Raw genomic sequence first — 11,970 nt, forward strand, 5'->3', positions numbered from 1 at the left:
TACGGTCTTCTCGCAATGACGTTGACCATATATGTCATTGCGAAACCACGCAAGTAGGTTGTAGCAATCTACACTCATTAGATTTGAATTGCTTAGTTGATCTACGGTCTCCTTGCAATGACGATTGGAGTGCAATGACAGTAATACTAATCAAGTACAGACAAAAAATATAACCATTTACCAACACTTATGCAAGAGGTCTATTTATTTACTACATATTTTTATATATATTTAGTATAATAGACTTTTGTATAATCTAAAGATATTCTCGTGTTTAAAAAAATCAATTTCGCTAAAATGCATGGATTAGGTAATGATTTCGTGATTATCAATCAGCGTGATTTACCTATAAATTTTGATTTACAGCAATTATCGCTAAATATCTCCAATCGTCGTACTGGTATTGGTTGTGATCAGTTTATTATTTACGATCAAAAAACTAATTACTATGAAATGGCTGTATATAACCAGAATGGTTCAAGTGCCAAATTATGTGGGAATGCTTCAAGATGTCTTACCAAGTTGTTACATCTTGATTTCGGTATAACAGAAGTTACTTTAAGAATATACGGAAAAGAATTGTCTTGTAAGATATTAAGTGACAACGAGATCGAGGTAAATACTGGGATAGTTAGTTTTGAGGAAGATTGGATGCCTTCAGCCGAAAAGATTTGGCCAATTATGGAACGTTATATGATTGATATCAAGGAAGTTATTTGTGCTGATATTGGCAATCCACATTTTATTATTTTTAGTGATTTAGCTACTAAAGATAAAGAAATAATTGGAGAGAAATTACAAGCAAAAGAGTTGTTTACTGATGGGGTTAACGTTAATTTTGCTTCAATCAAGGATAATAAAATTTATTTATCGGTTTGGGAAAGAGGAGTTGGCTTAACTCTTGCTTGTGGTAGTGGGGCATGTGCTAGCTTTGCTTCAGCAGTAAAGCTTGGCTTTGTTAGCTCTCCTTGTGAAGTAGTATTTCAATTAGGTAGTCTACAAATGTCAAAACAAGGGGAGAATATCATGATGCTTGGGTCTGCTGCTTTAGTGGTACGTGGAGAGTTTTTTTATGGCTAAACCACAAGAAGTCGTAACTCAAGAAATCATAACTTTTGGCTGCCGATTAAATATTTATGAAAGTGAAGTGATTAGAACTAACTTAGCTCTTTCTGGTTTAGAAAATGTCATGGTATTTAATACTTGTGCTGTCACTAAGGAAGCTGAAAAACAATCACGTCAAGCAATTCGTAAAGCTAAGAAAAATAACCCTAATGCAAGAATTATTGTTACTGGCTGTGCTGCTCAGAATAACCCAGATATTTTTGCTAATATGGTTGAGGTCGACAAAGTACTTGGTAATGAGGAAAAATTGATTGCTAGCAATTATCAATTTACTGAAGAAAAAGTAGCAGTAAATGATATAATGTCTGTTACGGAAACTGCTAATCATCTGGTGGCTAGCTTTGATGGCAAATCTCGAGCTTTTATTCAAGTGCAGAATGGTTGTAATCATCGTTGTACCTTCTGCATTATACCTTATGCTAGAGGCAATAGTCGCTCAGTCCCAATGGGAGTGATAGTACAGCAGTTAAGGACATTAGTAGCTAATGGGTATAATGAAGTAGTATTTACCGGAGTTGACGTTACGGCATATGGACCAGATTTACCAGGAACTCCAACTTTTGCCCAGATGATTAGAAGGATTATAGGGTTGGTTCCGGAACTAAAAAGACTTAGATTATCTTCTATTGATGTAGCTGAAATCGATGATGATTTGTTTGATTTGATGGCTTATGCTCCACAAATTATGCCGCATTTTCATATTAGTTTACAAGCTGGTGATGACATGATACTTAAGCGTATGAAACGTCGCCATAATCGTCAAAATGTTATTGATTTTTGTCATAAATTGCGTAACTTAAGAGCAAATGTATCATTCGGGGCAGACATTATAGCTGGTTTCCCGACGGAAAATGAGGTGATGTTTGAGAATACAAGAAAACTTATCTCTGAGGCGGATTTGCAATATTTACATGTTTTCCCGTATTCTGAGCGTGATGAAACTCCAGCTGCCAGAATGCCGCAAGTAGCAAAATCTGTTAGAAAAGCTAGAGCAGAAATTTTAAGGGTAACAGGGGAGCAACAATTACAACAATTTTTCCAAAGGAATATAGGGCATAAAGTGGAATTACTTGTAGAGCAAAATAACATAGCTCATACAGAAAATTTTATTCCGGTAAAGTTGCAAGGTAATTTTGATGTTGGGCAAATTATTAAAGCTCGGTTAGTTGCTATAGAGAATAATTATATGATTTCAGAAATTTTGGTATAGTAGACTTACCTAGGCTCTGTGAACAAAATTTAAATTACTAGATTTCGACTCTTTTTAGCTGCAAATTATAAGATTTTTTTGAAATAGAACTAACTATTCCGGCAAAAATCTTATTAATTTTCGCTTAAAAATACTCAAAATCTAAACAATTAAAATTTTGTTCACAGAGCCTAGCATAAGTCAAAATCTGATAGAGATATATGTAGTTTTATCAATTTAATATTCTTTTATGACAAAAAAGTTAAAGCATGATTCATTAGTTAAAACAATAATGGCTGATCCTGTGGCAGCACAAGAATTTCTGGAATATTATTTGCCTAATGATTTTAAGAGTTTAGTAGATTTATCAAAAATAACAGTAGAAAAAGAAAGCTACATAGAAGAATCTTTAAACAAAAAATATAGTGATATAGTGTATGGAGTTGAAACCAAGAATCAGGGTAAGGCTTTTGTGTATGTGTTGATTGAGGCTCAGTCGGGCGTTGATTATTGGACAGCTCTGCGATTATGGAAATACACATTGTTATTATGTGAAAGGCATAAAAAAGGAAGAAAGAAATTACCATTAGTATATAATTTAGTAATTTATACCTCAGTTTGATGTAAGAGGAAGGTTGAGATTGTTTAATTTTCCGAGTCTGTCCTATAGTTTGTGTAAGTTGCAAAGAAAGCAGTAAGAGATTACTGTAAAAAAAGTAACTTAAGCAAGCAAGGAGGAATTATGGCTAAAAAATTAGATACAGATAAAGATACATTAAACATCAGTAATCAGCTAGTAGAAGAATTATTATCAAAAGCAGATCCATCGGAGTTATTTGGTCGAGATGGTTTATTTCAACAGCTAAAGAAGCAAATAGTTGAGAAAATATTAGCAAGTGAGTTGGATCATGAATTAGGATATTCAAAACATAGCAAGATGGCAAAAGTAGATAATAATCGTCGTAATGGTAGCTATGAGAAGACAGTAATTGATGGGGATGGTCGTAAGCTGACAGTAGAAGTACCAAGAGATCGGGAAGGAGAGTATAATCCTCAATTAATACCAAAAGGGCTGAGGAGATTTAATGGATTTGATGAGAAAGTGATATCCCTTTATGGTCGCGGTATGACAGTCAGCGAGATCCGAGGGCATTTAGAAGAAATATATCAAACTGATGTATCTGGTGACTTGATATCCACCATAACAGATGGGGTAATAGAAGAAGTAACTAGGTGGCAAAATCGTTGTTTAGATAGGGTGTATCCAATATTATACTTGGACTGTATCTATGTAAAATCTAGAGACAATCACATAGTAATAAATAAAGCAGTATATTTAGCACTTGCTGTAAATATAGAAGGGAAAAAGGAGTTACTTGGCATTTGGATAGGCAAAAATGAAGGTGCTAAATTTTGGATGCAAGTAGTTACTGAGTTAAAGAATCGAGGAATTGAACAAATTTATGTTGCTTGTGTGGGGTTTAAAGGGCTTTCCAGAAGCTATAAGCAGTGTATTCCCGAGTACTATAGTACAATTATGTATTGTACATATGGTTCGCAATTCAGTAAAGTATGTGTCATATAAAGATTTAAAAGAGGTCACATCAGATCTAAAACAAATTTATACAGCTAATAATGACGAAATGGCACGTTTAAAACTTCAGCAATTTGGTGTAAAATGGGATAAAAAATATCCGGTAATTTCTGATATTTGGCAACGTAATTGGTCTGGGATAATACCGTTTTTTGCCTTTCCTGAAGAGAACAGAAAGGTAATTTATACTACTAACACTATAGAATCTGTAAATCGTCAAATTAGAAAAATTATCAAAAATAAGGGGGTGTTTCCAGATGATAAGTCAATTCAAAAAATAATATTTTTATCCCTACAAAATGCAGCCAAAAAATGGACCATGCCTATTAAAGATTGGTCTTTAGCTTTAAATCAATTTGAAATACTTTGTGGAGATTTTAAATATGATTTATTGGAAAATAAAAAATGAACTTTGTGAGTAGACCTAACCAATTGCTTGGTTAAGCCCCTCCTCAGAACCGGACATGCAGAGCTACCGCATCCGGCTCCCGAAAGGTAAGATAGGCTTGTACCCTATTTTTTTTTGTTGGTTTTAGAACATTGAAATGGTCTTCCACTTATTTGGAAAGTCGACCCTTTTGAGTATTTCAGCTAATCTTTGCCAATTCATCTTACGCTTCCCACCCATTCTATTAAACCACCCATATATTGCTCGCCTAGTTTGGTGAATAAATGAACTTACTCGTCTTTGATTATCTGATATACCATGATAATTGATCCACCCCTTTGTAGCTCTAATGACTTGCAATAATATCTGTTCTTTGCCCCTCTCATTAAGGTGACTTCGTAGATATTCTCTTAGCCCTTTAAGCTTCTCGGTAAATCGATCTTTCCTTGTGGTATATTTTAATCTCCATATGTTACCAAACCTTGATTTACCCCAATAGCAAGTAAAGCCAAGAAAATTATAACTCTTGATCTTCTTACCTTGCTTAGCTAAGTCCTCAGCATGGTATCTACCGGACTGAATCATCTGCGATTTAGCTTCATTGATGTTCAAGCCATACTTGTTTAATCTTTTGGGCAAAACCTCATAAAACTTCCTCGCGTCTTCTTCATTCTCAAAGACGAACACCATATCGTCACAATACCTCACCATTCCAGTTTGCCCTCTTATGTTTTCCTTGCTGATTTTAGCAAACCAACAGTCAATAACATAATGTAGGAAGACATTTGCCAAAATTGGTGATGTTTTAGACCCTTGGCGGCATCCTTCCTTGTTAGTAACTGTAATGCCGTTTTCTATAATTGGTGTTTCCATCAGTTTCATAACTAGTCTTAGGAATCTTTTGTCAGATATTCTCTTTCTTAGGAATCCCATCAACTCAGAATGTTTGATTGAATTGAAGCACTTAGTTATATCAATTTCAACTACAGCTCCTTTATTGAAGTTATACGTAAGTCTATTCAACTCCTTAAGTGCATCATGGGCGTTTAATTTAGGTCGAAACCCGTAAGAACATTTTAAGAATATTGGCTCGAACACTGAGTTTAATATCTTGCTTACTGCCGACTCGATTATCTTGTCTTCAAAGCATGATATTACCAAAGGTCTTTTGCCTCCATCTTCTTTTGGAATCAATGTAATTCGTGCAGGTTTAGCTTGATATTGCCCCTTGCGAATTTTAGTAAGGAGCGAGAGCAAATTTGCTTCCAACTTCTTACCATAAACCGCTTTGGTTATACCATCTATTCCTACAGCTTTCTTGCTATCAAGTTCCTTATATTGTTCTTCTAACATCTTTAAATCAATAATATGTCCAAGATTATTAAACTTTATGTCTTGATTTTGTGATGATAGCAACTTTATACGCTCAAGTTTCGTTGACCATGTATTTCCGTCTATGCTGTGTACGGTCATTGTTTCCCTCTTACGTTCTTACCTTTCTGTCAGCCCTTCGCTCCACTCCCATTACGAAGCTTCATCACTACTACAACTGACTCAGCCGAATCTAGACCCCCGCACTGAAGCAGGGGTGACACTAAACCACAACTGTTAAAAGTTAAAAATAGGACTAAATTACAACCAAAGATTACGTGTAAATGTAAACTCAGGGTAATTACCATACAAACCCGTCATTGCGAGGAGGTCACCAGACCGACGAAGCAATCCATTTTTATTCACTTTTTCTTAGATTGCTTCGTCGGTCTGGTGACCTCCTCGCAATGACGACTTTTCTACTTTATTTTCTTAAATTGACGCCTATGCACAATGGCGTTGACCACATACGACTTTTAAACTACCCAGTCTAAAACCGCTTCCTATTCTAATTAACTATATAGAAAATACCTGAATAAAAATAATAAAAATATTTTTCATAAAATACTTAGTGTATATCATAATTAGTATATACTAAAATTATCTAAGGATAAGAGTATAGTCAATTGATGAGAATTTGGGGCTAGGAACGATGGAGCGACGCCTATAGAATAGGCAAGCATTGAGTAACAACGTCCCCAACTTCTCATCAATTGACTATATGGATAAAACAATTAAGTTAAGTAAATATGACAAAAAAATATAATATCGCAGTGATTGGGGCAACAGGTAATGTTGGGCGAGAAACTCTAGAAATTTTATTTGAGAGAAGTTTGCCAATTAATAATATCTATGCTATAGCATCGAGTGAATCTAATGGTAAAGAGGTTAGTTTTGGAGATGGTACTATAAAAATATCTGATATAGATAGTGTAGATTTTAGTAAAATTGATATTGCTTTTTTTTCAGCCGGATCAGAAATATCAAAGAAATATATACCCATGGTTACCAAGCAAGGCTGCGTAGTTATCGATAAATCATCATTTTTCAGACTTGATCCTGATGTTCCTTTGATAGTTCCAGAAGCTAATCTGGCTAGCCTAAAAGATTATACTATTAAAAATATTATAGCTAATCCAAATTGTTGTACTGTTCCTATAGCTACCGCGTTAAAGCCTTTGGATAATGCCGTAAAGATTAAGAGACTGGTTATATCAACCTATCAGTCAACTTCCGGAGCAGGCAAAAAAGGAATGGAAGAGCTGTATGAACAAACCAAGGCAAAATATGTTTTTAAGGACATTGAACCTAAAGTTTTTCCACATCAAATAGCTTTTAATTTATTCCCGCATATAGGTAGCTTTAATAAAGATGGTTCTACTAGTGAAGAATCTAAGATTGCCCTGGAATTAGAAAAAATTATAGGAACACATGCTAAAGCTAGTGTAACTTGTGTTAGAGTACCGGTGTTTGTTGGTCATGCTATTTCAGTTAATGTTGAATTTAGTGAGGCAATAAATGCAGAAGAAGTAAAAGAGATTCTTAAAGAATCAGACTCTATTGAGGTTAATTGTCATTTAGATCCAATACAATATGTCGCTCCCAAAGATGTAGTAGGTACGGATATGGTCTATGTCTCACGAATTAGACAAGATCATAGTCAAAAAAACACCATTAATTTATGGATTACAGCCGATAATTTACGTAAAGGAGCAGCTTTAAATGCTGTGCATATTGCTGAAGAGCTAATCAAGTATATTTGACAAATAATCAGAATAAATTGTGGATAAATTTGTGGGTAAATAAAAAATACTTATTTTGGGTAACTATGCTAAGGTCAGTTTTATATGTTATTGATAGCCAAGATATGTTGCCATAATTGCTTAAAGTATAGATTAAATCTCGTTAACATTTTAATTAAAAATATATAAAAAGTCAATATAATTTTCTAATTTTTACTTAGTGCATAACTTTTATGGTGTATAATTAAATTAATTAATCAATAATAAAATAATGAGACAAATACAAATAATTTCCGTTGGTAAACTTAATAATTATTATCAGCCAATTGCCAGAGATTATCAAAAATTGATAAAATATAATATAAAATCCACAGAAATTTGTTATTCAAAAAAATTACCAGCTGAACAAATCAAACAATTTGAAGGTAAATTAATTAATGAATTTTTAGAAGAAAAATCCTGTAAAATAGTACTAAACATTATTGGTAATGGTTATAATAGTCATGAATTTACAAAATTAATAACAAATAATTTGCAATCAGGCAAAAATATACAATTTATTATTGGCGGTGCATTCGGTTTAGATAAATCGATTCTTGAACAAGCAAATATCCATCTTAGCCTTTCAAAGATGACTATGCCCCATCAAATGGCAAAAATAATATTATTAGAGCAAATATATCGGACTCAGACCATAATAGAAAACCATCCATATCATAAATAGGTATACTACTCTATGAAATTTAACAATTATCTTTTACATATTAGGCTCCTAACAATTCATACAATCTTCCTACCAGTTATTTTTATGTCCTTATCAGCATTTGCTAATTCAGAGTTCAACAAGAATAATGCAGAATTTATTAATTTATTAAAAGATACAAAAATTACTGTTGTTGCTCCCGCTTCAGGAGGCAGTAATGAACTATTATCTAATTTGAGAAATATTGCTTCGTTAAAACTAAATATTCCAAATGATTGCTTTAAAGGAAAAAGCCTATTCCATTCTTCCGATGATCAAACAAGATTATTATGTTTGGAAAAGGCCTTAACTGATCAATCAAATAACGTAATATGGGCTCTTCGTGGGGGATATGGTTCAGCCAAATTAATTCCTGACTTGCAACGCTTAAAGAAACCGATAAAGGAAAAGTTTTTTATAGGATTTAGTGATATGACAGCTTTACATATTTTCTTTTCGCAAGAATGGGGGTGGAAGACAATTCATGGTAATGGTATCGTTGAAATACTTAAGCCAACTAAAGATCGTCAAAATTTTATAAAAATAGCAAAAATAATTTCTGGTAAAGAAACTCAAGCTAAAATTAAAGGATTATCAGCACTTAACCTTGCGGCAAAATCCAGTAAAATCGTTACAGGTAATCTTACGGGCGGTAATCTAAGCATTGTACAAACATCTATAGGTACATCATGGCAAATAAAAACGGCAAATAAGATACTTTTCTTGGAAGATGTTTATACAAAGCCGTACCAACTAGATCGTATCTTATATCATTTAAAACAAGCAGGGCTGTTAGAACGAGTAAACGCTATAATATTTGGAACTTGTGGAAATGATAACGAGACCATTATTAGGACTCTTACTGATTTTGCTGCTACCTTAAAAATCCCAATATTTAAGACCAATAGATTCGGTCATGAACGAGTTAATGATCCAATTATCTACAACACTGATACAAAAATTATTGTTACTGATGATAATCAGTTTGAATTAATAATGCAATGCTATTAAATAACCTCAACATAGTTGAGCCATTTTTGTGTCATCTTTGTTCGCCTTAGTGTCATACCTGCTCTCTTGTCACCCCTGCGTAAGTAGGTTCTGTGAACAAAAAATTTAAATTTATGTAAGAAAATGGTAGTCTTCGGTTATTCAAGACAGAAGGACTACCGGAATGAAGTATTACATAGATTCGAACGCATGGGAACAAATTTTAGATTTTTTGCGACAAATAAAAGGTATACATACTGAAGATGAGATAACTTTAAGACAGTTTGTAGAGGGTATATGGTTTATGGCAAGAAGTGGATGTCAATGGCGTCTTTTACCATCTTCTTATGGCTGTTGGCGTTCAGTCCATCGACGTTTCAAATTGATAAAGATTTAGAAGCTATAGTCAATTGATGGGAAGTTGGTGACGTCGTCACTCGTCGCTCGCCTATTACTTATAGGCATCGCTCCATCGTTCCTAGCGCCAAATTCCCCTGAATTGACTATACCATGCTTGATGCCACAATAATACGAGCACATGTCTGCAGTAGTGGTTATAAAAAGGATAGTCATGAACAGGTAGTATATAATTTAGTAATTTATAATGGTAAAGAAGTTTATACTGCCCCTAGGAATTTATGGAGTTTATTTACCGATGTAGTTATAGCCAAGAAAGTGATGACAGAAGATTATCAATTGGTCGATTTACAAAGCATGTCTGATGATGAAATAATGAAGAAGAAGCATGTTGGGATGTTAGAATATATGCTCAAGCATATACATGAGCGGGATATGATAAAGCTTTGGGAAGAATTTCTACAAAGGTTTAAATTAGAGATATTAATTGATAAAGAGAATGGTTATATTTACTTAAGATCGTTTTTATGGTACACTGACATAAAATTACCTGAGGCAAGACAATCAGAATTAGAAGAGCTACTAGCTAAGTATTTGTCAGAAGAAGAAAAAGGGAACATTATGAGAACTGTTGCACAAAAATATATTGAGGAAGGTGAAGCTAGAGGTATCCAGCTAGGCGAAGCTAGAGGCAAAGCTAGAAGAAATTTCGAAGTGGCAAGAAATCTTCAGAAAGCTGGAATATAGATTGAGATAATATCTCAATCTACTGGGTTAACTAAAGAGCAAATTGAAGAATTAGAATAAATATAAGTATTCTTACAATTGCCACGCCACCTAACTAGGACTCGCTAATAGACGTCTTTTAAACTACTATTTCCTTAGGTTGACACCTATGTGCAATGACGCTAAGGCTAAATACTAATCGGATTTATAACGTTGCCAATTTAAGTTAATTCACTATATAAATAATTGCTATGAAAAAATTTAAAAGCATTGCTGTCTATGGTGGCGGTAGCTGGGGAACTGCACTAGCCTGTCAAGTGGCAAGGTGCTATGATGATGTGTCGATATTGGTACGTGAGAATAATATTATCGAGGAAATATTAAATAATCGAACTAATAGCAAATATCTTGGTTCTGATATTACATTACCAACTAATCTAGTTCCTTGTGATAATTTATCAGCTTTACTAGACAAAGAAGTAATAATTATTGCGGTACCATCTTTTGTTTTCCAAGAAACTTTGAAGATATTAAAAGATGCTGGGATATCTGAAAGCTTAGCGTTATTAGTTGCAACTAAAGGATTTGGCAGAGACCCTACGGAGTTATTATCTGATAAAGTAAAAGCCATATTACCAGCTAATCCTTTAGCCTTTATAGCTGGACCTAACCTCGCTAAAGAGGTTGCTCAAGATTTATTAACTTCAGTAACCATTGCTTCTTTAGATGTTAATCTTGCTAAACGACTAGCAATTAGCTTGGCATCTCAACAATTTAAGGTGACCATAACTGACTATATGGTAGTGATGCAAGTGGCGTCGGCTGTTAAGAATATTATAGCAATAAAGAGTGGTTGGTATGATGCAAAAGGTTACGGACAAAATGCAAAAGCCGGGCTTATAACTCAAGCGATTCAAGAAATAAGAATTTTATCTGAGGCTATTGATGGAGAGCTTGGAGATGCTTCTATTTTGTGTGCTCCGGGTATATTAGGGGATTTGGTGCTAACTTGTTATTCTAAGGAATCACGAAATACTAGATTTGGTTATGAGCTTGGTAAACATTTAGATGTTGGAAATTTTTTAAATCAAAATTTATACTTAGTGGAAGGGCTAGAATCTGCTAGACTGGTACTGGATCTCATAAGAAAATATGACCTAGTACTGCCTGTTATTGAATCAGTAATTAAAGAACTGAAGATAATATGAAATTCTTTAGTAAATTACCACAAACATTATCACAAATAGTTAGTAAAATAATATTATTAGAATGTTGTTTGTTATTAGTAATTTTTCCGCTAGAAAATTTTAGAATTAACACAGAAACTGTTATTTTTCCAGCTTTTGAAGTTAGTTTACTTTACTATTTTGCTACATTTTATCATATTGGTTTTTGGCTAATATTTTTAGTAGGAATAATTTTTGACCAATTATATTCTATGCCAATTGGTACAAATTCCTTGGTTCTTGTAACTGCTCACATAATTTTACAATTTGCTGGAAAATTCTTTATAGTTAGAAGTTATTTGACAAATTTCCTGATTTTTGGGTTATATTATTTTTTTATATTACATTTTAGATATTTGCTAATTTTAACTAAAGGTCTATCTTCCCAAGGGTATCTTACGATGTTAATGCACTATCTTACTACGATATTTTCCTATAATTTGCTACGAATTCCTCTTGATAAGGCATTGTTCCCCAAACGTCAAGGAGAGGAAGTTTAACCCTCAAACGTCATGGCTCA

General features: G+C 33.6%; 10 protein-coding genes and 2 pseudogenes. 11 read left to right on the forward strand and 1 reads right to left on the reverse strand.

Going from position 1 to position 11,970, the window contains the following annotated elements; all coding sequences use genetic code 11:
• Positions 1-270 precede the first annotated feature (270 nt).
• The 4 genes and pseudogenes from dapF to NBW66_RS13640 all read left to right on the forward strand — a co-directional run bounded on the left by dapF (position 271) and on the right by NBW66_RS13640 (position 4,317).
• Positions 271-1,080: a diaminopimelate epimerase gene (gene dapF, locus NBW66_RS13625; protein ID WP_250311294.1), complete on the forward strand. Its 810-nt coding sequence runs from the start codon at positions 271-273 to the stop codon at positions 1,078-1,080.
• Positions 1,073-2,335 carry a tRNA (N(6)-L-threonylcarbamoyladenosine(37)-C(2))-methylthiotransferase MtaB gene (gene mtaB / locus NBW66_RS13630; RefSeq protein WP_250311295.1) on the forward strand — a complete coding sequence of 421 codons (1,263 nt, stop codon included), beginning with the start codon at positions 1,073-1,075 and terminating at the stop codon, positions 2,333-2,335. The genes dapF and mtaB overlap by 8 nt, the downstream gene beginning before the upstream one ends.
• A gap of 229 nt (positions 2,336-2,564) precedes the next feature.
• Positions 2,565-2,924 (forward strand): annotated as a pseudogene (locus tag NBW66_RS13635) (Rpn family recombination-promoting nuclease/putative transposase); the annotation flags it as partial.
• Between the two features lie 132 nt (positions 2,925-3,056).
• Positions 3,057-4,317, forward strand: a pseudogene (locus tag NBW66_RS13640) (IS256 family transposase).
• 123 nt (positions 4,318-4,440) lie between these two features.
• Here NBW66_RS13640 and NBW66_RS13645 read toward each other — a convergent pair.
• Positions 4,441-5,769, reverse strand: coding sequence for a reverse transcriptase domain-containing protein (locus tag NBW66_RS13645; RefSeq protein ID WP_250310618.1), 1,329 nt, complete (start codon positions 5,767-5,769; stop codon positions 4,441-4,443).
• 647 nt (positions 5,770-6,416) lie between these two features.
• Between NBW66_RS13645 and asd the strand changes: the two genes are divergently transcribed.
• The 7 genes from asd (at position 6,417) to NBW66_RS13675 (ending at position 11,950) form a co-directional block, all read left to right on the forward strand.
• On the forward strand, positions 6,417-7,430 hold the full coding sequence (gene asd, locus NBW66_RS13650; protein WP_250310791.1) for an aspartate-semialdehyde dehydrogenase: 1,014 nt from the start codon (positions 6,417-6,419) through the stop codon (positions 7,428-7,430).
• Positions 7,431-7,680: 250 nt separating this feature from the next.
• The gene (locus NBW66_RS13655) at positions 7,681-8,133 is read left to right on the forward strand and encodes a 23S rRNA (pseudouridine(1915)-N(3))-methyltransferase RlmH (protein ID WP_250310792.1); all 453 of its coding nucleotides are present in this window, start codon (positions 7,681-7,683) and stop codon (positions 8,131-8,133) included.
• A gap of 84 nt (positions 8,134-8,217) precedes the next feature.
• Positions 8,218-9,162, forward strand: coding sequence for an LD-carboxypeptidase (locus NBW66_RS13660; protein ID WP_250310793.1), 945 nt, complete (start codon positions 8,218-8,220; stop codon positions 9,160-9,162).
• A gap of 163 nt (positions 9,163-9,325) precedes the next feature.
• On the forward strand, positions 9,326-9,538 hold the full coding sequence (locus NBW66_RS15135) for a transposase (protein ID WP_410525790.1): 213 nt from the start codon (positions 9,326-9,328) through the stop codon (positions 9,536-9,538).
• 113 nt (positions 9,539-9,651) lie between these two features.
• Positions 9,652-10,245 (forward strand): Rpn family recombination-promoting nuclease/putative transposase, encoded by a 594-nt coding sequence (locus NBW66_RS13665; protein ID WP_284346696.1) that lies wholly within the window; start codon positions 9,652-9,654, stop codon positions 10,243-10,245.
• A 230-nt stretch (positions 10,246-10,475) separates the two neighbouring features.
• Entirely contained in the window at positions 10,476-11,432 is a 957-nt protein-coding gene (locus NBW66_RS13670; protein WP_250311296.1) for an NAD(P)H-dependent glycerol-3-phosphate dehydrogenase, read from the forward strand.
• On the forward strand, positions 11,429-11,950 hold the full coding sequence (locus tag NBW66_RS13675; protein WP_094649089.1) for a hypothetical protein: 522 nt from the start codon (positions 11,429-11,431) through the stop codon (positions 11,948-11,950). Before NBW66_RS13670 ends, NBW66_RS13675 begins: the two co-directional genes overlap by 4 nt.
• Positions 11,951-11,970: the final 20 nt, after the last annotated feature.

This window comes from Rickettsia endosymbiont of Oedothorax gibbosus (genome assembly GCF_936269705.1).
Taxonomy (GTDB): Bacteria; Pseudomonadota; Alphaproteobacteria; order Rickettsiales; family Rickettsiaceae; genus Tisiphia.

Excerpts from the sequence above, each read along its gene's own strand:
- NBW66_RS13665 (WP_284346696.1), top strand. The coding sequence starts at position 9,652 with ATGCTTGATGCCACAATAATACGAGCACATGTCTGCAGTAGTGGTTAT.
- NBW66_RS13670 (WP_250311296.1), top strand. The coding sequence starts at position 10,476 with ATGAAAAAATTTAAAAGCATTGCTGTCTATGGTGGCGGTAGCTGGGGA.
- NBW66_RS13655 (WP_250310792.1), top strand. The coding sequence starts at position 7,681 with ATGAGACAAATACAAATAATTTCCGTTGGTAAACTTAATAATTATTAT.
- asd (WP_250310791.1), top strand. The coding sequence starts at position 6,417 with ATGACAAAAAAATATAATATCGCAGTGATTGGGGCAACAGGTAATGTT.
- NBW66_RS15135 (WP_410525790.1), top strand. The coding sequence starts at position 9,326 with ATGAAGTATTACATAGATTCGAACGCATGGGAACAAATTTTAGATTTT.
- mtaB (WP_250311295.1), top strand. The coding sequence starts at position 1,073 with ATGGCTAAACCACAAGAAGTCGTAACTCAAGAAATCATAACTTTTGGC.
- NBW66_RS13675 (WP_094649089.1), top strand. The coding sequence starts at position 11,429 with ATGAAATTCTTTAGTAAATTACCACAAACATTATCACAAATAGTTAGT.
- NBW66_RS13660 (WP_250310793.1), top strand. The coding sequence starts at position 8,218 with ATGTCCTTATCAGCATTTGCTAATTCAGAGTTCAACAAGAATAATGCA.
- NBW66_RS13645 (WP_250310618.1), bottom strand. The coding sequence starts at position 5,769 with ATGACCGTACACAGCATAGACGGAAATACATGGTCAACGAAACTTGAG.